This is a genomic window from Aeromonas sp. Y318-3, from assembly GCF_027706185.1.
Lineage (GTDB): Bacteria > Pseudomonadota > Gammaproteobacteria > Enterobacterales > Aeromonadaceae > Aeromonas > Aeromonas veronii.
The window spans coordinates 248,074-266,896 of the sequence record NZ_JAPDCN010000007.1 but is presented as its reverse complement, the minus strand read 5'-3'; the positions used below and the strand labels follow the sequence as shown (position 1 = coordinate 266,896).

The window sequence follows — 18,823 nt, the reverse complement described above, 5'->3', positions numbered from 1 at the left end:
CAAGCTGGCTTTCTGCCTTCATTACTTACGGGAACTATTGGTGGACAGAAAACCAGCATTTTGAGAACACAGCCTAGCTCCATTCAAGCCACATCGATTTGGTCAACGCCCCTAGCCACCTAAGGCTAGGGGAATCCATTATCTCAGTTGCGGACCAATATCAGCCAATCGTTTCTTAGCCTTCACGTACTGGAACAGCCTACGGCTAGTACGGAACGCCTCCGGGTATCGCAGCGGATAGCTTTTGATGGCAGGTAGGAGAGCAGGAATAGCCAAGACAACCCGCTGACCCAGGAGCATTTTTTCTCTGCGAGTCGCCTTGCGGTCTTTGAGTGAGTAGGCATAGAACCGGCGTTTCACAACAACACGCTGTAGGTCAAAACCAAAGACAGCCTGTAGCGCAAGTTCCAGCGCTCGGCGATAGGCTCGTAAGTCAATCTGGTCACGGTGCGAAGCACTGACCAGTTCGTTGATTTGATAGTTACGGAAGTGAGGCATGATGAGTCCTTATTCATCGGATTAGGGTTACAGGGCATAAAGAATTGCCCCCTATATATACTGTTGTGAGAAAAATCCCCTTCATCTGACAGGCCTTTTTCAAAACCACCGTTCACCCGCTATCAATTGCTGCTCATTCTGATTGCCTGCTCTCCCCTTCCCGTAAAAGCCCAATCCTCAAACATATATGAATCCCTGGATAACCCATGACCATTCCGGTCCGGGATCATCCAAGGAGAACATCCATGTCTGAACTTTCATTGTTTGATGCCATTGGCGAGGGCAAAAACGCGACTCAGGATTATCTGGATACCCTGTCGCGGGCTTTGCTGCGCCATCATCAACTGGTCAAAGCCATCCGCATCCACGGTCGTTATGTACCGGAATCCCTGCCAATGCCCGGTCTGCCGGTATTGGTTGCCATCTTCAGTCACACCGACATCTACACCTTGCACCAACTGCCCTCGACTCAGATAGGGCAGTTGGTGCTGTCGATTGCTCGCTTCTCCGGTCAGGCAACCCACGACCTGGACAACGGTATCTTCGAAGAGGTGTGGGACATGGGGGACAGCAGCTTCACCACGGACAGCGCCGAGCAGGCCGTCTACTGGTTGCCGTTACCTGAGCGCTGGATCGCTCTGGAGGGCACACAAGTGACGCTGCATGATAAAGACCATCCGGTGTTCAAGTTGCTCAACGTCACCGCCCGGAACGCGGGTCCGGTCCTGGATATCTGCGATGGTGTGGTCAGTCTGGCGCTGGCGTCATACTGGGATGGGGAGTGGGCCGCATGACCGAGATCAACCGCTCCTCGCTACTCGCCAAGCTAAAACACATCAAGGGCATGAAGCTGCTGGTTGAGCAGGCCGTCTTGCTCTACCTGTTGATGGCCGACGAGCAGACGCCTTTGTGGGTCAAGACCATCGTGGTCAGCGCCCTCGCCTATCTGCTCTGTCCGGTCGATGCCGTACCGGACTTCATTCCCGGCGTCGGACTCACCGATGACCTGGGGGTCATTAGCGGCGCCATTGCCTCGTTAGGCAGTCATATCCATCAAGGTCATCGCAGCAAAGCGGCTGACTTCTTCAAGTAATCCCTTCAGAAGGAATTTCATCATGGCTAAAGCCACACAACCGGCAGCCTCGGCTGCTCCGGTCTGGACTGTTATTAAATCTGCCAAGGCCCCGAAGATAAGCGCTCGGGCCAGTGGTTTGCTGCACTACGACGTGGGCAAGAACGATGAAGGTCGCTATGCCCTTCGCATTACCGCCAACGACACGGGCGGCCTGTTCAGCAAGCACTGGTTATCGCTCGATGACATCCTGGCACTGCTGGACATCCTCAAGGATGCGCCATTCAAATCGGTGGCGCTCAAGGCGCTGTTTGTTAGGGGCAGTGCCAATAACCACGGCTTCCTCGCCGCCATCCTGCGGGCTGAAAAGTTACTGGCCGCCGCCGAGCCCAACTCGCCGTTCCACCGGGTCGGCCTATCCCTCAGCGACTGGTCTACTCAGCTGGATGAACCGGCCAATATGGATAAACAGGTTCGCAAGGGAAAAGCCAAGGGGCAGAAGGAGCAAGATGACACGATCGATGAGATAACCATCGAGAAAGGCAATGAGCCCCCGTTTTTGGAAACAGCCAACGACCAGGCCGGTTTGTCAGACAAGATGGATGAGGCCGGGGCCGAAACGGGATCCGAGACCGGCGACGAGGTAGCCGGGCAGGAGACCCAACAATGAGCAACCGTGACATAGCACTGAACTGGCAGGGACTCCCCCTGCCGGTTTCATCCCGGCTCGCCGTATGTCTGACCGACCTGCTGAACAGACACCATCCCAGATGGCAACAAGCCCGAGCTGTCACGATGAACTTTCGTGATCCGGGTTATGGCCCGGAAACCGGCGGCTTTCATCCGGTGGAGATCCGTCTACAACGACGAGGAAATCTATGGTCCTTGGTCTATATCACGGACTTTTCCTATGTCGGCATGGGCGATTATGCCGAATTGGCGAAGGAGGTCGATTTTGACTTCTCAAGCCAGGAAGGGCTGATTGCCTATGCGCATGTGGTGCCGTTGTCTGAGCTGGGTGAGTTCTATGAATTATGGGAGGGCAATTTCCTCACCTATCTGTCGCTGGGTATCTATGCGATCACGGTAGCCAGTGAATAATTCCCCCCTGTTACTGCGCAAATTTCACGGGGTTACGGGGTTGGCGTCGATTTACCCAATCTCTCCAAGGGAAAAACGCGCCCCGTTTCCCTCCATTCGTGCGGGGCGGGCACGGGGCTCGCCGTGACATTGCGGGGCAACCCGACCTATTCATTAACTCACCCATTATTTCCGCAAATTTCGCGGGTTTACGGGGTTGAGATGAAAAAGCTCAATCCCTCAAAGGGAAAAACCAGCCCCGCCCCCCCCCCGTTCGTGCGGGGCGGACACGGGGCTCGGTAGCATTTTTACGGGATCGGACCGGGTAGCGACCGGGGCGGCCATCTGCTCACTCACCTTTCCCGCGTTGTCATCGTGCCGGGCCAGTCAGGCCAAGGCGCGATGAGCAACGACCATTTTGATCGCCAAGCCAGAGACGGGGATTAGACCTCCTTTCCACTGTGAAGGGAGCCTATACCCTGTTGCACCAGCTCACATGTTGAGGAGCGAACCATGAACGAAACACCTACCCGATTTAAATTCACCAATCGACGGATTGCCGATCTGCCCCCTAACCCCGATGACGCTCGCAGTACCGAAGCGGAGTATTCAGATACCGATGTGACCGGTCTGCGCTGTCTGGTGGGAAAAGGGGAGGGGCGTCGCAAGTTCCTGCTGCGCTATCAAATACATGGGCGCAAACGGGCGATTGCGCTGGGGCACTATCCCACATTGGATGTCAGCGCGGCTCGCAAGCTAGCGCTCGACTACAAACGCAAGATCGCCGAAGGCGTTGACCCGCAACAGGCCAAGGAGGAGAAGCGCAACCAGAAGACCCTGAGCAATTTGTTTCAGGAAGACTATCTGCCCTATCTGCAATCTCGAAATCGCAGTTGGAAGACGGATGAACATCGCTTCCGTAATCACCTACGGCCCATCTTCGGCAATCTGATCCCGGAAGAGATCACCCTCACCCGCATCCAGAACATGCAACAGATGTTACTCAAGCGCCTCACCCCGGCCACCTGCAATCGCGTATTAGCATTGCTCAAGGCCATCATGACCTGGGCCGCCCGTGCCGGGCTGATTAAAGAGAATCCCGCAGCCTTGGTGTCATTGCTGCGAGAAAACAATCGACGCGAACGCTACTTCACCCCAGATGAAATCCGTCGCCTGTTTCGGGCTGCTGATCAGCATGAAAGTTTCTATACCGGTCAGTACGTCAAGATGTTGCTGCTCACCGGCTTGCGCCGGGCCGAGCTGGCAAGGGCCAAATGGCAGCACTACAACAAGGAGGACAAGACCCTATACATTCCCCACACCAAGAACGGCCATAGCCGTGTGTTGCACCTGAACCATATGGCGGTGGAGCTGTTGAACTACTTACCGGTGACAGAGGGAAATCCCTACCTGTTTCCAGGCAAGCGGCAAGGGCAGCCATTGCAAAACCCCACCAAGGGTTTTCAGCGGATGTTGGCGCGAGCTGGTATAGATAAGGAGGGGGTGTGCCTGCACACCTGTCGCCATTCGGTAGCCGCGCTGATTGTCTCCAACGGCGGCACCCTGTTTGATGTGCAATCCCAACTAGGCCACCGGAGCAGTCAGACATCACTGCGTTATGCACACCTGCATAACACTCGGATGCAGCAGACCAGCCAGAAAATAGCCAACTGCATCCATGATGCGCTGACCAGTTCAGTACCATCCAAGCCGCTGCCGCTTCCCGAAGAGGGCGAGTGGGTTCAGGCCAGTTAACAACAACCGGTATCTCGCCTAGGTGTGAGATACCGGTTGTTGTCACTTGCGGACATCAGATGCCGTAATTTGGTTAAAAGAAGAACAAACCTACTTGTTTGGAGCTTTCTTAATGTATTCCGCCACTCCCATCATGGCGGCCCCAGCCAATGCCCCCAAACCAATGAGTGACATTTTTGATATCAGCGAGCTACTGGTCAGCCATTCTTCCTGACGTTCCTTTATTTCTGACTCTGATGGCAACTCGTAAACGACCTTAAAGCCCTGCTCCTCAAGACTTTTAACCCTGTCTTCAACGACTTTTAATAACTGCCAAAGCTCAAAGTGAAATGCTTTAGAAGCCTTTGCTAGATTTTCCAATGTACATGCCCGGCCAAGCTCCATTCGTCCCCATGTTGACTGGGTCAATCCAGCCACATTGGCGGCCATCAGTTGGCTTACGTTCCTCCTCTCCCTTTCTTCTGAAAGAACAGCACCAACTACAGCTGCATAGCTTACTTTTTTCTCTTCCATTCGATGCGTCACACTCTAAGTTTATGAAGTAAAAGGTTTTATACGAAATCTCGACTCACATACTACCCATGATTGGACTGCATTGTCAAAAAAAGCGTAACAACCCACTTTACGGGTTGCAACTCACTTGCTAGTATCTCTTCGTGAGCTAGCGGACAAGACGCGATGCCCAAAAACAGCAGGTTCAAATCAAGCAACTTCTGGTGTGACTTTCGCCTCACTCAACATTAGGCAGTGAGCACGCAGCGCATCCAACAGGGAGATATCGTATGGAAAAAATCTTGGCTAAATGTGAGCACGCAGACCTTGAGTACCTGTCCGGCGTGTTGGATAGCTATGTATCTTTTACTGATGATGCTGCCCGCAAAGAATTACTTCAAAAAAGTCATCACGCGTCTTCAGCCAAAACGGAACTGTGCGCACTAATGGACAAACAGATCAGGTATTACGGATCTTCTGATGTCGCTTATGCAGTTCGCTCAGTGTTTTCATCGAGTCGTGATGGTGGAATCTCATCCCTTGAGTTGATTGAGGATGTCTGCGAAAAGCTCAAAGTCAGAGTCAAACGCGGGGGCTCAGTGGAAAGCCGATTGGAACGGTTAGTGTCTGCTGTTGTTGAGACAGAACTGCTATCAAAAACACCAACTGAACTTGCCGATGCGTTCAAGAAAATGGGTGTAGGTAATGAAGACGCTAATTTAATAAAGGAGCATCTCGCCAAAAACGGTAAGGTGGCCATTCTCCCCTTTATCATCCAGATCCTTGGCCCCAAGGTTGCTCTCGGCCTAATAGAGACCATTATCATTAGCTTAATTACCCAGATCGTCGGGCGTGAAGCCGCCAAAGCTTTGGTCAAGGAAGTCAGTAAGCGAAACCCGATGCTAAATGCGCTCGGCCCTGTGATGTGGGTCCTGTCTGGAGCCTGGCTTATTTATGACTTACAAGGTCCAGCTTTCAGAAAGACGGTCCCGATCTGCCTCTATTTGGGAGTGGTTGCCTTACGGGATGGAGCTGAAGACGCACTTGCAGCGGCATAGTTCTGGAGTCAGCCCCTCCTCAGTTATCAAGGTGAGCAGCAACCCGGTATCTCCCTCAGCGGTGAGATACCGCTATCGCAGTTAAGCGGCTCAATAGCATCAACTCAGCCCCATCTCTGGGCAAGCCGCAACAACCTCACCGAACCGGCCTTCCTGGCCAGCTCAACCGCTTCTCGCCGGTTGATAACAAAACCCCTCCACTGATGACAAAAGCCCATCGCCGATGATGGGTTTTGCGAAAAACTGCCTGCCAGCCAATTCGTCACGCCGTGTCGCGGCCTGTTTGGATAATCCGCGACACGGTTATTCCCCTTCTGTGATGGTATGCACGAACACGACAAGATTGCGCAGCGCCTCGGTATGCTCCTCACCCGCCTGTACAGCGGTGAGAAGCTACACCTGAGTGATCTGGCCACCGAGTACAACGTCACCGTGCGCACCCTGCAGCGGGATTTCAATCAACGCCTCAGCTATCTACCGATAGAGCACCGCAGCCAGCAGTACTGGCTGGATCCTGGGTTCCTCAATCACAAGAACGACGGAAAAGTGCGAAAACTGGCCGACCAGTTGGGTATCACCGACCTATTCCCCCGCGCCAGTGAACATCGTCTGGGTCAGCTGCTGGACAGAGACACCCCAAGCCTCTTCGCCATCAAGGGATTCGATGCCCAGTCCACCGACTCACTGAGTCACCAGCTACCGGTATTAGAGCAGGCAATGACCCAGCATCTGCAATGCTGGCTCATCACCAAAGACCAGCGCAAGCAACTGTTTAGCCCCTATCAGCTTGTCAACTACAAGGGCACCTGGCACTTGGTCGGCGTCAGCGAGGGGAGGTTGCAAGCCTATCCGTTGAGCTCCATCGCGCTGGTTGAGCTATCGCAACAGACCTTTACCCGCGATGCGCTTATTCAGCGGCAAATCGATACCGATCCGACGCTCTGGCGCTCCGGCATGATCGAGGTGCTCCTCAAGGCCAGTGCCGCCATCGCCATCAACTTTCAGCACCGCCCGTTGCTGCCCGAGCAGGAGATTGTCAAAACCTTGGATGACGGTGCGCTGTTATTGAGCAGTCGTGTGCTCGATGCCAATCAAATTCTGCCCGTCATCAAATCCTGGATGCCGGGACTGACGGTGATCTCGCCCGGTTTTATCCATGAGCAAATCGTCCGTGATTTACGCCATTTATTGACCCTGATGAGTCAGGCTCCGCCCTGACCCATTTGTGACAAAGATCCCAGTTTATACATCTGGCGACAGCGCCTGACATGCCACGACACCACCTGTCGCCGCTGTTCTGCATTGTCGTCAACCATCAAGCAGTAGCAATCCAAGGAGTAATACATGAGTAAAATGATCCAGATGAAAGAGTCCACGGCAAAGCGCGAGGTGAAGCAGGAATACGGCCTGACCGAAACCGATGGTCAGACGTTCTGGGATCGGGTTAACCGGGTGATCGGTGAATCCCGAGAGGAAATTGATGAAGGGGACCGCGTTCCCGCTGGATATGAAGTATATTAATCCAGCGAAATAAACTAACTCCTGTTTTATGAAGATGGATTTCTGAGCGATATCTGCCACGAAAGCTCGGAAGTGAAGAGGTCAGGGCCAGTCGGTTCTGGCCTCTTTTTTAACCGTTTGACAATACCTGCTGATGCAGGAGGACTGCTTGGGATCTCGTCACTGAACTGCACCGGTATCTCCCCCCACGGTGAGACACCCGTATCGCGGTTTAGCGACCCAATGAGCTGCTTTGGCCTCACGGCTCTCCAAACCTCCGCAACAAGATCATCCTGGCCTTCTCGGCCTGCTGAAACACTCCTCCCCCTTTTGCCTGCTGCATCGGTCAACCACCCCATAATTGACAAGTATTCGCAGCCCTGAGTAACCGTGTAGAGACCACGGTAATTTGCCACCGGATCCCACAAAGCAAGGGGGCCAGTTCGCACTGGCCCCCCTTCATCTTTTAGAATTTTTCGACATCTGCCGGTATCTCTGACATGTCTGGTGAGGACTCAACCATCACACCCCCCGTCTCGCTCGTCGCGCGGCGGGTGAAACTCGGAGCGGAGGATGGAGACTCTCGGGATGCCCCCTCGTAACCATCTATCTCTTCGATACCACCGGTAAAGCCCATCACCTTGTCGTGATCCAGCGCATAGTAATTACCAGCTCTATACTTGGTATCCCGGCTGGTGTTGCGCAACCGGATGTATTTTTTATCTGGCCCAGGCCGCAGATAACCATGCTTCTCAAGCCATTCAATCACCTGTTTGCCATATTGCGGAACCAACTCATCGAACCATGACAAACGCACCAAGAAATTAGGACCTTGAGTGAACCCCATGTGTTTACTCTCTTTCACCGAGTCAATGTCTGGAAACATCTGGCGGTTTCGGATTAGGGTATTGAGGAGTCCATGCGCGGCCAGAGATACATCATCAGGCTTCTCCCTTAATGAGGATGCCCATCGATTAGCCCCTTCGACTACTGCATCCAAAACCTCACTCTCAGTGAAGGGCAACACACCCAGCTCGATACCATACAAGCCGGTAGCCAGCGTCATGGCAAAGAAATCCAGACCTCTACGAATAAGCGGTGACTCGGTAGCACCATTGACCAAAGACTCCAAACGCCCGGCGCACTCATTAACCCGATCACGAGTCAACTGCTGCAACACCTCAAAGGAAGTGGCCTCCGGCAAGTTCAACAGCCCTTGCGCCAGAGCCGGGAGCGCTGTGCCGTAGTAAGTCCCACAAGCCGCCTTGAGTTGGTCAATCCGGGCTTTGGCTTGGGCCAGTGTTTCACCCGGCAGCCTGGCATCATCCTGCAGGATCTCGATATTAAGCATCCGGACACGAGCGCCTGAGTTTACAGAGTCACGCAATTTGCGCAAAAAATCATCAGAGCTCATCTCGCCCGTCGAGAAAATGCAGAGCGCCGCTGTGTTTTTGGCTTCAATCAGAAGGCTATCTTTGTCACAACGCCCTTTGCTCTGCCCGTTTGTCATCGCATACATGAGCGAGCTGAAATTCCTCCCGGTGAATGAACCCAACTCGTCAAGTACCAACCCCATCCCATGGTGCATTTCAATGAGTGATATCAATGCATTGAAAGTATTGTGCCATTTTCTAATAGCAGACGTGCCATCCTCACTAGGGTCGGTAGCCCGTCCTACTGTACTCTGAGCCAGCATCGCTAGAGTCGTCTTCCCCACGGAGCTCAGGCCATAAACATGAACGATCGTTGAGGGCTTTTGTAGCAGGTTTATCAACACATTGGTCAGCATCGCCAATATCGAAAACACCATTATCGGGAACTGCCGTACTGGCTCCGCGACACTCCGCCTCCAGGCTTCCAGTGAATCCCTTGAGCTCAGTTGCCCAAGCTGCTTGCGAAGTCGATATCGGTACCGCTTTGCTGAGTGACCATCTTCGCGGCTCAGGGTAGCTTCATGAGTCACATAGACCCGTTTTTCAGGCACAAAACCTGCCTGTTCCACTAAGCAAATGGACTTTATCAGCTCCATCTTTGCACAGCCAAGCATAAAGCGTATCAGTTGGTTCTCTGTTCCTTGGTAGTAAGAGAGTCGGTAAGAGCTCAGCGTTGTCTTGACTTTTTTCAGGTCGTTATGAATGTCCTTCAGAGATAACTGGAAGGTAACTACACTGCCATCAGGAGCAAGGCAAGCCAGCTCCACGGCTTCAAGCCGACCGTCTTTGTCCAGGTATGTGGCTATTGGCAATGTGACCCCCGCAAAGACCTCGGAGGGGGGTTTACCAGCCATGAACATGACTTTGCCATCAGGAGTGATCTTGAAATTTTCAGGGATAAATGGTGAGCCCTGCCACTCTGTCAGCTCCTTGATGCAGTGAGGCGACAAGGAGCCATCCCGCAAAACTAGACACTCATCTGGCTCTTTACCCTTATTGAGGGCTTGCCCCTCGTCAGAAGCATAAAAGGCGGCATGCATATGCCTAACACGGAATGCCTCCAGCTCTTGAGCTACCTGCGCTCTTGTACAGTAATCATCATGAGGTTGCTCATCATGCGTTGCCGACACCAGTAATGGCTGCGATCTAGGGGCGACCGTAGGGATCGATTCTGGCGCGGATGCTTCCTGATCCGAGTCAGGTACCGAGTCTGTCGGCGGTACAACCTGATTAGCAATATCGAGGGAACCTAGTGAGCCCCTTCTTTGATGCGTCCTATCAGTAATGAAACGATTCAGTTTACCGTTATTATCTTTTTTGGAACGATGCATAATCATTAATGGGGGAGTCTCCCTCCCCCATCTCCTAAAGTTTGTTAGCAGGTGAGGTTGGGCAGGTCCCATACGGTGTGAAGTACGTCGACGGCCTTGACCAGCGTCTTATCGTGGTGCCTAGCGTACCTTTCAGTCATCCGAGGAGAGCTGTGGCCTAGGACTTTCTGCAATACATCGAGCGAACAGCCCTTGTTCAGCAGTGAGGTCGCGACTGAATGCCTCGCATCATGTATGCGTACCCCCGATAATCCGCAATCATTACAGACGTGGTACCAGTAACGGCGGGGCTCCGATATCGGAGAGACACCATCTTGGCCTCGAAAAAGCAGGCCGGTCGTGCCATGGCGCTGGCGCTGAAGTTGAACCAATTCAAGGGCGAACTGATTAAGCGGTATAAGCCTTTCTCGGCCAGACTTACTCGTCGGTAGAAAAGCGATCTGAGTGGTGAGGTTACAATCCTGCAGCTTTAGAGCTCTGGCCTCTCCCATCCGGGAGCCCGTTGCGAACAGGAACAGCAACAGACGAGCCTTTTCCTCGTCAATGTCTTCCATCAAGCGAGCGACCAGCTTATTGACTGCCTCATCGGGTAAGCCTTTGGGAGGCAGGACAGGCTCGTATTTGGCGGGGATATCTGCTGCGGGAGACGATTTGAGTATGCCGCGCTCCACTGCGAAGGTCGCAATAGCCTTGATCTGCGCTAGGTAGCGATTCACCGTAGCAACAGATTTGGTTTTTGCTTGCTCCGCTTGAAAGCGCTCGATGTCATCACGGTTGACACGGTTCAGTGGCTTGTGCCCTAAGGCTGCCACGATTGGCTTTATACGGGACTTTATAGTCCTGATAGAACGATGAGTTTCCTGCACTGCGGGTAGGTAATCATCATAAATGAAGCGCTCTACCGATAAACTAGCGCGATAGGCTTGCTTGAATCCCTCAGGATCTGTGATGAGCTCCGCCATCAGTTTACGTGCTTTATCGCGTATCACTTTGAGGCTAGCCTCACTGGTGCTCGCGATCTTAAACCGATAACGCTGATTGTTTCTGTGCACATTGAAGTAGCCGACCCTGGCACCAGATGTATATGTGACCCATGCGAGCCAAGGGACGTACTCGTCTTTTACCTCTTTTTGTTTGGAGACGTATTCTCCACACGACTCCTGCCTGCTTTTAGCAGTTGGCGTTGACACTTCGCTGCTCACAACTACCTCTCTAACCATAACCGCCGGATGGCGGTGCTTGCAGAAATTTTGCATACCCCCCCTCAAATCACAACAGCACCAAACGCAGTCATATTATTGATATTTAATGAATTTGTTTGTAGTTGAGGACCCTAAAGGCAGCCATATGAAGGCGATTCGGAGGCGAACATCAGATCGCCTTCTGGAGAGCGACTTTGTGCTTCTAACGACAAATGCTCCTTATCTTCAGGGGGATCTGTGTACGCCCACAAAGCAAAGATCGTCATTTGAGGCTCAAAAAGAGGTGTAATCGAGATTGAATTTTTGTGATTTTCGTCACAATAAATTTGAGTTCCCCCGCCGAAACACCATCACTTCTCTTCTTCACAGGGACGCTGAGGAGCCGACGACCGGAGGTCCTTCGGTATCGACGCACCAAACCCTGTCTGGTCAATTTCTGGTAACTTTTCAGCGCACAAAAAACATGCAGGTTAGTTCATCCGTTTTTTGACAGAAAATGGGCTGACTTGTTGGAGGAACCGAATGCGTGAGAGAGCGAAAAGGTAATTCTATAAAGGGAAAAAACCTCGATAGAAGCACCTGCCGACAACCGGATCCCGGTGTGGAGTCAGGGACTCCTTGCACACTATCTCGCCACTTGGTTCACCCTATGCAAAAACATGCCAGAAACTGGGGCTGCAAGGTTGACACCCCAGTCCAGAAAGGGTTTAATGCGCGCCGTTGCCCAGATAGCTCAGTCGGTAGAGCAGGGGATTGAAAATCCCCGTGTCGGCGGTTCGATTCCGTCTCTGGGCACCAATTACAATTCCTCCTTAGTTCAGTCGGTAGAACGGCGGACTGTTAATCCGTATGTCACTGGTTCAAGTCCAGTAGGAGGAGCCAAATTCGAAAAGCCCGCTCAATCGAGCGGGCTTTTTCATTTCTAGTTGCTGTTGCATGCGGCCAAAAAGAGCGTCGCGCCACAGGTGGCACTGAACAGCAGCATTCCGGTTTGCAACATGCTGGCAGGGCATGGCTTCTTCTCTCTTTTTCTGGCCCTGATCCACTTCGGTTTCATCACATTCCCTTATCCATTTTGTCGGCCTGAATGGCTGCACTCCTGTGCAGGCGAGCCATCTTTGTTGAATGGCGCCATGGCGTCAATCTCCCCTGCAAAACAATTAATTCAGCACCGTTGAAGAGCGGCTTGTCTGGTGATGTTTCGGCCTTTAAGCCATTGTTAACATTTTGGAAAACTGGAGTGACCCTGTGGCTGGGCGGGGCTATGATGGGGTCAATGATGTTCCCATCCTGACGGAGAGATCCCAGATGAACAGCCCCTTGAGCTATGTACTGGACGGCATTCATTGCGAGCCGCACTTTTTTACCGTTCCCCTCGATCATGATGAGCCGGATGGTGACAGCATTACCCTGTTTGCCCGCACTCTCTGCCGCAAAGACAAACTCGATGACAAGCTCCCCTGGCTGCTCTTTTTGCAGGGCGGTCCCGGTTTCGGCGCGCCGCGCCCGACAGCCAACAGTGGCTGGCTCAAGCGGGCGTTGCAGGAGTTCCGAGTGCTGCTGCTGGATCAGCGTGGCACCGGGATGTCGAGCCCCATTCACGGGCAGATTCTGGCCAAAATGACCCCGGCCGAGCAGGCGGAGTATCTCAGCCATTTTCGCGCCGACAGCATAGTGCAAGATGCCGAGTTCATCAGGTTGGAGCTCAGCCCCAAGCATCGCTGGAGCCTGCTGGGGCAAAGCTTTGGTGGCTTTTGCTGCCTGACCTATCTCTCGCTCTTCCCTGATAGCCTGCGGGAGGTCTATATCACCGGCGGTATCGCGCCGATTGGCCGCAGCGCCGAGGAGGTTTACCGCGCCACCTACCAGCGGGTGGCTGACAAGAACCGAGCCTTCTTCGCCCGCTTCCCCCACGTTCAGGGGATTGCCAACCGGCTGGCCAACCATCTGCACCAGCATGATGTGCGACTGCCCAACGGCCAGCGCCTGACGGTGGAGCAGTTCCAGCAGCAAGGGCTGGATCTTGGTGCCACGGGTGCCTTCGAGGAGCTTTATTACCTGCTGGAAGAGGCCTTTATCGGTGACAAGCTGAGCCCGGCCTTTCTCTATCAGGTGCAGAGCATGCAGCCATTCAATACCAACCCGCTGTTTGCCATTCTGCACGAGGCTATCTACGCCGAAGGGGAGGCGACTCGCTGGGCGGCGGATCGGGTCAGAGGGGAGTTTCCTGCGGTGAACTGGGCACTCGGAAAGGATTTCGCCTTCACCGGCGAGATGGTTTACCCCTGGATGTTCGAGCAGTACCGCGAGTTGCTGCCCCTGAAAGAGGCGGCCCATCTGCTGGCCAACAAGGCGGACTGGGGGGCGCTCTATGACCCGGCACAACTGGCCCGCAACCAGGTGCCGGTGGCCTGCGCCGTTTATGCCGAGGATATGTATGTGGAGTTTGACTACAGTCGCGAAACTCTGCGTGGTCTTGGCAACAGTCGCGCCTGGATCTCCAATGAATATGAGCACAACGGTTTGCGCGCCGATGGTGAGGCGATTCTTGATCGTCTGATCGCGTTGAATCGCGACCGTTAATTGCCGTTATCGGCAACTATCGCGGGAGCCCGGACTCCCGCGATGGTTGTGATGGATAGTTGTTATGAAAGCGTGACTCCCTGAACCTTGCCCCGCGCCTGCCAGACGATGAGTGGATAGCTGGCTGATTAATTTCCCCCTCTTTCACTGTCTCTGTCGATCCCTCACCATATACTTTCCAAACGACTCTGTATTGAGCCGCGGTCAAACCGATTGACCAACCCGTGCTCGTTACCATTAGAAAGTCGCTCAGATGCTCTGTATCCCGCGTATCTGATATGCCATCTCTGCATGCCCCGCTATCCGGGGGAGGGGATGGTCGTGCTTTTCAATCAAGATAAGGATGTATGATGAGAAAGTCTCTGTTGGCCTGCTCCCTGTTGCTGTGCCCTGTCGTGTTTGCTGCCACCCCCCATTGGGAATATAGCGGTGAGGCGGGGCCTGCCCACTGGGCCAAGCTGACCCCTGAGTTTGGTCAGTGTGCGGGCAGCAATCAGTCGCCGGTTGACCTGAGCGGATTGGTCGAGGCCAAACTGGCCCCGCTGGTACTCCACTATCAGGCGGGTGGCAACACAGTGGTCAACAACGGTCATACCGTGCAGGTCGGTTATGCCCCGGGCAGCACCTTGCAACTCGATGGCACCAGGTTTGAATTAAAGCAGTTTCACTTCCACGCCCCGAGTGAGAACCTCATCGAGGGCAAATCCTATCCGCTGGAAGGGCATCTGGTGCATGTCAGTGACAAGGGAGAGATCGCCGTGGTGGCGGTGATGTTCGAGGCTGGCAAGGCCAATCCGGTGCTGGCGGCAGCCTGGGGTGAACTACCGGCTAAGGTGGGGGAGATCCACACCCTCAAGACGTCGCTCTCTGCTGAGCAACTGCTGCCCGAAAGCCATGACTACTATCGCTTCAGCGGTTCCCTTACTACGCCCCCCTGCTCGGAAGGAGTGCGCTGGCTGGTGATGAAGCAGCCGGTTGAGGTCAGTCAGGCCCAGATCGACGCCTTCAAGGCGGTGATGCACCACCCCAACAACCGGCCGGTGCAACCGCTCAATGGGCGCGTGGTGCTGCAATAACACAGCGTTGCAATAGCGCTGCAGATAGCAAACACAACAAGAGGGCCGTCAGGCCCTCTTTTACATGGCGAGGTATCGGCGTGCGATCAGAGGCTGGAGGCGATGCGGGCACCGAGGGCCGCGTTGTTCAGTACCAGCTGTATATTGGCCGCCAGCGAGTTGCCGCCAGTCAGCTCGCAGACGCGGGCCAGCAGGAAGGGGGTTGACGCCTTGCCCTTGATCCCCTGCTCGTCCGCTTCATGGAGCGCCTGGGCAATGGCTGCGTCGATATCGGCTTTCGGCATGGCGTGTGCGCTCGGGATGGGGTTGGCCACCACGGCGCCGCCCGCCAGTCCCAGCTCCCACTTGAGGCGCAGCGCCTCGGCGATGGCTGCCGGGGTATCGAGGCGATAATCGACCTTGAAGCCGCTCTCGCGGGTGTAGAAGGCGGGCAGCTCCTCGGTTTGATAGCCGATCACCGGCACGCCCTGGGTCTCCAGATACTCCAAGGTCAGCCCGATATCGAGGATCGACTTGGCACCGGCACAGACTACGGCCACCGGCGTTTGGGCCAGCTCCTGCAGGTCGGCCGAGATATCGAAGGTCTCCTGCGCGCCGCGATGTACCCCGCCGATACCACCGGTGGCAAAGACCCGGATCCCCGCCATGGCGGCGATGATCATGGTGGAGGCGACCGTGGTGGCCCCCATCCCCTTGCGCGCCAGCACGAACGGAATGTCGCGGCGGCTGCACTTGGTCACGTCGTGGCCTGCCCGGCCGAGCGCTTCCAGCGCACTCGCATCGAGACCCACCTTGAGGCGCCCATCGAGGATGGCGATGGTGGCCGGAATGGCGCCGTTATCGCGCACCACCTGCTCCACCTGACGGGCCGTCTCCACGTTCTGTGGATAGGGCATGCCGTGGGAAATGATGGTGGATTCGAGGGCGACGACCGGTTTGCCGGCAGCCAGCGCGGCAGCCACTTCCGGTTGGATATCGAGGTAAGCGTTCAGCATGAGTACTCCTCCAGTATGCGGTCAACGGCGGTCTTGCTCAGACCGGAAAAAACGGTATCGGAACAATTGACGGTGAGTGCGGCGCAGCCCAGGGCAAAGCGGGTGGTTTGGGCAATGTCGAGCTGTTGCAGCCAAGCGTGGGCAAGGCCAGCCATAAAGGCATCCCCGCCGCCGGTGACGTTGAGTACCGGACTACCCAGTACCGGCAGGTGACCCTGCTGCTCGCCATCGCTGTAGAAGATCCCCAGTTCACCCAGACTGAGGAACAGTCGCTTGACCCCGGCGCGGTGGAACCAGGCGGCTACCATGGGCCAGGTTTCGGGCCCGGCGATGGTCATACCGCACAGCTGCTCGGCTTCACTGCGATTGGGTTTGAGGGTGTGGATCTTGCCGAGCCAGGGGCGGATCTTCTCCACCTTGGCCACCGAAACGGTATCGACAAAGATGGCGTGCTCCCCCTGTCGCTCGAACAGCCAGTCGAGGGTGTGGATGGCCAGATTGGTATCGAGCACCCAAAGCCGGGCACCGCCGAGAAAGCCTGCGAGGGGGGTCAGGCGGGCAGGGGTGAGCTGCTCTATGATGGCCATGTCATTGATAGCGCAGCTCATTTCGCCGCTGCCATCATGCAGGCTGAGATAGCAGGAGGTGGCGTGACCATCGAGCACCAGAGTCTGGCGCACATCGACGCCGGCCCGCTGGCTCACCTCCAATAGATGGTGGCCATACTGGTCGTTGCCGACCGCGGTTAGCAGCCGGGTGTCGCTGCCGAGCCGCGCCAGATTCTCGGCGATATTGCGGCCAACACCACCGGCCGAGGTGCGCACCTTGCCCGGGTTGGAGTCGCCGAGCAGCAGGTTGTCGTGGCTGGTGCCGCAAATATCCATATTGGCACCGCCGATCACCACCACGTAGGGGCCCTCTCGCAGTACATAACCTCTGCCTTGCACATATCCCTGCCGGATCAGGCTGGAGATGTGGCTGGCCAGCGCGGAGCGGCTGATGCCAAGGCGATCGGCCAGCTCCTGCTGGGCAATCATGGGATCCTGACGCAGCAGGGCTAGGATCTCTTGTTCACGCTCAGTCATAGACAAATATCCATTTACAAACGTTTGTCTATTATTGCTGGGAAACGTTTGCTGGCTATCGGCTTGTACAAAATTTGTCGGCTTGCGCACAAAAAATCGACATTCAAAGCTGGGTTGGCAAGCGGTTTAGCCGGGGAGGGGACTTTTAATGGGTCGGTGGCCCTGCAACGGCTTATAATGGCCGCCGCAAGATGAGGAGAGATGATGGAAAAGAGTGCATTCTGCTGCGTGGGGTTGGTCAATCCCAAGTCTCCGGAAAATGTCGGCTCAGTGATGCGGGCTGCGGGCTGCTACGGGGTGGATGAGGTCTACTACACCGGCAACCGCTTCGAGCTGGCGCGCCGCTTTGCCACTGATACCAAGCAGATGGTGGAGAAGATCCCGCTGCTCGGGGTGGATGATCTGATGGCGTTTATCCCGCAGGGATGCGTGCCCGTGGTGGTCGATCTGATCGACGGCGCTACGCCGCTCCCCGACTATGTCCACCCTGAGCGCGCCTTTTATATCTTCGGGCCGGAGGATGGCACGCTCGATCCTGCCCTCTATGGCGCGGTGAAAGATGTGGTTTATGTGCCGACTCAGGGCTGCATGAATCTGGCTGCCTCGGTCAATGTGATCCTCTATGACCGATTGGCGAAGGGGTTCCGGCAACCCTGAGTTGTGGCGCGGCTACGGTGACTCAAACCACAATGGAAAGGTATTGCTCATGGGCAGGTTGCTGGCGGTGGCCGCTGTTGACGGGGCTGCGGCATCCTTCTCTTTCCCCTATGGTGGGATCAGTTTTCGCCGGCCTTGACCGCCTGCTCCTCGAGAAAGTCGCGGTAGTAGTCATAGAGGTGATAATTGCGATATATCTCGGCCTGCGTGCCGCGACGGATCAGATTCATCATCTCCTGATCCCACAACTGCAGTAGCCGCTCGCCCTGCTCGGTATCGGCAAAAATGGGGTAAGTCGGTATCCAGCGCAAAATGGTGCGGTACATATTGGCCGGGGTCTCATCGGCTGCATGGAGCACGCCAGCGGTCAGGTAATAGCGATAGCGCCCCTTGCCAATCAGCTGCAGTGCCATCTCATGGTTGTCGATTTCGTGCCACCGCATGGTGACCGGAAGATATTTATCCAGCACCCATCCTCGCCGCCAGAGTACGGTCTCTCCCTCCAGGCTGCGCTCTCCCCGCCATTGTGGCTGCCACTGCTTGAGCATGAAGACAGTCACATCATCGGCGGAGGCTGGCTGACGGGGCTGTTTGACCCCCTTGATCTCGTCCCGATAGACACTCATCGCCATATCCCCCTCTTGCCTGGCTACCATGGCGACGGCGCGTTTGTAGGGCACGATATGGGGCACGATCTGATAGCCGTGGGGTTGGTAGATGGTTCGCACCAGATCGAGATAGATACCGTGGCCATCCGGTTGGCAGAAACCGGGCCAGCCATCGCAATAGACGTGAATATCGGCTGTGCGAGCGTGGGCGATCGCACACAGAGAGCAAAGCAGCAAACAACCGATGCGCAGCATGGTCAGCATTATCCTCGCAGAGGTGAGGAGAGCACGTATCACCTGATTTATACCATGCATTGATCGCGGCAGGCGGAGAAAACATCTCGCATCTCCATTTTGCGACAGGGTCGAGGGTTATTTACGGTCGGATCGTTATGATC

The 18,823-nt window shown here is 55.1% G+C and carries 19 protein-coding genes and 2 tRNA genes; 14 read left to right on the top strand and 7 right to left on the bottom strand.

The features are described 5' to 3' along the window. Nucleotides 1-138: 138 nt before the first annotated feature. The gene (locus OKB77_RS12330) at nucleotides 139-498 is read right to left on the bottom strand and encodes a hypothetical protein (RefSeq protein WP_227342022.1); all 360 of its coding nucleotides are present in this window, start codon (nucleotides 496-498) and stop codon (nucleotides 139-141) included. A 245-nt stretch (nucleotides 499-743) separates the two neighbouring features. On the opposite strand from OKB77_RS12330, the gene OKB77_RS12325 reads away from it, so the two are divergent. From OKB77_RS12325 to OKB77_RS12305, 5 genes are all read left to right on the top strand, one after another. Continuing rightward, entirely contained in the window at nucleotides 744-1,292 is a 549-nt protein-coding gene (locus tag OKB77_RS12325) for a hypothetical protein (protein WP_227342023.1), read from the top strand. After that, entirely contained in the window at nucleotides 1,289-1,591 is a 303-nt protein-coding gene (locus OKB77_RS12320) for a YkvA family protein (protein ID WP_227342024.1), read from the top strand. Before OKB77_RS12325 ends, OKB77_RS12320 begins: the two co-directional genes overlap by 4 nt. A 22-nt stretch (nucleotides 1,592-1,613) precedes the next feature. Further along, nucleotides 1,614-2,240: a hypothetical protein gene (locus tag OKB77_RS12315; protein ID WP_227342025.1), complete on the top strand. Its 627-nt coding sequence runs from the start codon at nucleotides 1,614-1,616 to the stop codon at nucleotides 2,238-2,240. Beyond that, on the top strand, nucleotides 2,237-2,671 hold the full coding sequence (locus OKB77_RS12310; protein WP_227342026.1) for a DUF2787 family protein: 435 nt from the start codon (nucleotides 2,237-2,239) through the stop codon (nucleotides 2,669-2,671). The genes OKB77_RS12315 and OKB77_RS12310 overlap by 4 nt, the downstream gene beginning before the upstream one ends. 492 nt (nucleotides 2,672-3,163) lie before the next feature. Beyond that, nucleotides 3,164-4,405 carry a tyrosine-type recombinase/integrase gene (locus OKB77_RS12305; protein WP_227342027.1) on the top strand — a complete coding sequence of 414 codons (1,242 nt, stop codon included), beginning with the start codon at nucleotides 3,164-3,166 and terminating at the stop codon, nucleotides 4,403-4,405. A 90-nt stretch (nucleotides 4,406-4,495) separates the two neighbouring features. Here the strand turns inward: OKB77_RS12305 and OKB77_RS12300 are convergent, their stop codons facing one another. Further along, on the bottom strand, nucleotides 4,496-4,918 hold the full coding sequence (locus OKB77_RS12300) for a helix-turn-helix domain-containing protein (RefSeq protein ID WP_124244789.1): 423 nt from the start codon (nucleotides 4,916-4,918) through the stop codon (nucleotides 4,496-4,498). A gap of 269 nt (nucleotides 4,919-5,187) precedes the next feature. Between OKB77_RS12300 and OKB77_RS12295 the strand changes: the two genes are divergently transcribed. From OKB77_RS12295 to OKB77_RS12285, 3 genes are all read left to right on the top strand, one after another. Then, nucleotides 5,188-5,955: a hypothetical protein gene (locus tag OKB77_RS12295; RefSeq protein WP_049049176.1), complete on the top strand. Its 768-nt coding sequence runs from the start codon at nucleotides 5,188-5,190 to the stop codon at nucleotides 5,953-5,955. Between the two features lie 324 nt (nucleotides 5,956-6,279). Next, nucleotides 6,280-7,173 carry a helix-turn-helix transcriptional regulator gene (locus OKB77_RS12290; RefSeq protein WP_049049173.1) on the top strand — a complete coding sequence of 298 codons (894 nt, stop codon included), beginning with the start codon at nucleotides 6,280-6,282 and terminating at the stop codon, nucleotides 7,171-7,173. A 126-nt stretch (nucleotides 7,174-7,299) separates the two neighbouring features. Continuing rightward, entirely contained in the window at nucleotides 7,300-7,476 is a 177-nt protein-coding gene (locus OKB77_RS12285) for a hypothetical protein (protein WP_005348328.1), read from the top strand. A gap of 445 nt (nucleotides 7,477-7,921) precedes the next feature. Here OKB77_RS12285 and OKB77_RS12280 read toward each other — a convergent pair whose 3' ends face one another. Both OKB77_RS12280 and OKB77_RS12275 read right to left on the bottom strand, forming a co-directional pair. Beyond that, on the bottom strand, nucleotides 7,922-10,225 hold the full coding sequence (locus OKB77_RS12280) for a DUF927 domain-containing protein (RefSeq protein ID WP_175429519.1): 2,304 nt from the start codon (nucleotides 10,223-10,225) through the stop codon (nucleotides 7,922-7,924). Between the two features lie 38 nt (nucleotides 10,226-10,263). Beyond that, nucleotides 10,264-11,421, bottom strand: coding sequence for a tyrosine-type recombinase/integrase (locus OKB77_RS12275; RefSeq protein ID WP_175429520.1), 1,158 nt, complete (start codon nucleotides 11,419-11,421; stop codon nucleotides 10,264-10,266). 722 nt (nucleotides 11,422-12,143) lie between these two features. On the opposite strand from OKB77_RS12275, the gene OKB77_RS12270 reads away from it, so the two are divergent. The 5 genes from OKB77_RS12270 (at nucleotide 12,144) to OKB77_RS12250 (ending at nucleotide 15,080) form a co-directional block, all read left to right on the top strand. After that, a tRNA-Phe gene (locus tag OKB77_RS12270) sits at nucleotides 12,144-12,219 on the top strand. 8 nt (nucleotides 12,220-12,227) lie between these two features. Continuing rightward, nucleotides 12,228-12,303 (top strand) — tRNA-Asn (locus OKB77_RS12265). Between the two features lie 83 nt (nucleotides 12,304-12,386). Continuing rightward, the gene (locus tag OKB77_RS12260) at nucleotides 12,387-12,599 is read left to right on the top strand and encodes a hypothetical protein (protein WP_164461683.1); all 213 of its coding nucleotides are present in this window, start codon (nucleotides 12,387-12,389) and stop codon (nucleotides 12,597-12,599) included. A gap of 130 nt (nucleotides 12,600-12,729) precedes the next feature. Then, nucleotides 12,730-14,004 carry an alpha/beta fold hydrolase gene (locus tag OKB77_RS12255; protein WP_123172450.1) on the top strand — a complete coding sequence of 425 codons (1,275 nt, stop codon included), beginning with the start codon at nucleotides 12,730-12,732 and terminating at the stop codon, nucleotides 14,002-14,004. Between the two features lie 350 nt (nucleotides 14,005-14,354). Further along, entirely contained in the window at nucleotides 14,355-15,080 is a 726-nt protein-coding gene (locus tag OKB77_RS12250; RefSeq protein WP_123172451.1) for a carbonic anhydrase, read from the top strand. An 86-nt stretch (nucleotides 15,081-15,166) separates the two neighbouring features. On the opposite strand, the gene OKB77_RS12245 is transcribed toward OKB77_RS12250, so the two are convergent. After that, nucleotides 15,167-16,075 carry a pseudouridine-5'-phosphate glycosidase gene (locus OKB77_RS12245; RefSeq protein ID WP_123172452.1) on the bottom strand — a complete coding sequence of 303 codons (909 nt, stop codon included), beginning with the start codon at nucleotides 16,073-16,075 and terminating at the stop codon, nucleotides 15,167-15,169. Next, entirely contained in the window at nucleotides 16,069-17,160 is a 1,092-nt protein-coding gene (locus OKB77_RS12240; protein ID WP_123172453.1) for a PfkB family carbohydrate kinase, read from the bottom strand. The genes OKB77_RS12245 and OKB77_RS12240 overlap by 7 nt, the downstream gene beginning before the upstream one ends. A gap of 204 nt (nucleotides 17,161-17,364) precedes the next feature. On the opposite strand from OKB77_RS12240, the gene OKB77_RS12235 reads away from it, so the two are divergent. Then, the gene (locus OKB77_RS12235; protein ID WP_005335311.1) at nucleotides 17,365-17,817 is read left to right on the top strand and encodes an RNA methyltransferase; all 453 of its coding nucleotides are present in this window, start codon (nucleotides 17,365-17,367) and stop codon (nucleotides 17,815-17,817) included. 119 nt (nucleotides 17,818-17,936) lie between these two features. Here the strand turns inward: OKB77_RS12235 and OKB77_RS12230 are convergent, their stop codons facing one another. Beyond that, entirely contained in the window at nucleotides 17,937-18,680 is a 744-nt protein-coding gene (locus tag OKB77_RS12230; RefSeq protein ID WP_270817719.1) for a hypothetical protein, read from the bottom strand. Between the last annotated feature and the right edge of the window lie 143 nt (nucleotides 18,681-18,823).

Coding starts and splice junctions, on each gene's coding strand:
- OKB77_RS12330 (WP_227342022.1), bottom strand. CDS start 498: ATGCCTCACTTCCGTAACTATCAAATCAACGAACTGGTCAGTGCTTCG.
- OKB77_RS12325 (WP_227342023.1), top strand. CDS start 744: ATGTCTGAACTTTCATTGTTTGATGCCATTGGCGAGGGCAAAAACGCG.
- OKB77_RS12320 (WP_227342024.1), top strand. CDS start 1,289: ATGACCGAGATCAACCGCTCCTCGCTACTCGCCAAGCTAAAACACATC.
- OKB77_RS12315 (WP_227342025.1), top strand. CDS start 1,614: ATGGCTAAAGCCACACAACCGGCAGCCTCGGCTGCTCCGGTCTGGACT.
- OKB77_RS12310 (WP_227342026.1), top strand. CDS start 2,237: ATGAGCAACCGTGACATAGCACTGAACTGGCAGGGACTCCCCCTGCCG.
- OKB77_RS12305 (WP_227342027.1), top strand. CDS start 3,164: ATGAACGAAACACCTACCCGATTTAAATTCACCAATCGACGGATTGCC.
- OKB77_RS12300 (WP_124244789.1), bottom strand. CDS start 4,918: ATGGAAGAGAAAAAAGTAAGCTATGCAGCTGTAGTTGGTGCTGTTCTT.
- OKB77_RS12295 (WP_049049176.1), top strand. CDS start 5,188: ATGGAAAAAATCTTGGCTAAATGTGAGCACGCAGACCTTGAGTACCTG.
- OKB77_RS12290 (WP_049049173.1), top strand. CDS start 6,280: ATGCACGAACACGACAAGATTGCGCAGCGCCTCGGTATGCTCCTCACC.
- OKB77_RS12285 (WP_005348328.1), top strand. CDS start 7,300: ATGAGTAAAATGATCCAGATGAAAGAGTCCACGGCAAAGCGCGAGGTG.
- OKB77_RS12280 (WP_175429519.1), bottom strand. CDS start 10,225: ATGATTATGCATCGTTCCAAAAAAGATAATAACGGTAAACTGAATCGT.
- OKB77_RS12255 (WP_123172450.1), top strand. CDS start 12,730: ATGAACAGCCCCTTGAGCTATGTACTGGACGGCATTCATTGCGAGCCG.
- OKB77_RS12250 (WP_123172451.1), top strand. CDS start 14,355: ATGAGAAAGTCTCTGTTGGCCTGCTCCCTGTTGCTGTGCCCTGTCGTG.
- OKB77_RS12245 (WP_123172452.1), bottom strand. CDS start 16,075: ATGCTGAACGCTTACCTCGATATCCAACCGGAAGTGGCTGCCGCGCTG.
- OKB77_RS12240 (WP_123172453.1), bottom strand. CDS start 17,160: ATGACTGAGCGTGAACAAGAGATCCTAGCCCTGCTGCGTCAGGATCCC.
- OKB77_RS12235 (WP_005335311.1), top strand. CDS start 17,365: ATGGAAAAGAGTGCATTCTGCTGCGTGGGGTTGGTCAATCCCAAGTCT.
- OKB77_RS12230 (WP_270817719.1), bottom strand. CDS start 18,680: ATGCTGCGCATCGGTTGTTTGCTGCTTTGCTCTCTGTGTGCGATCGCC.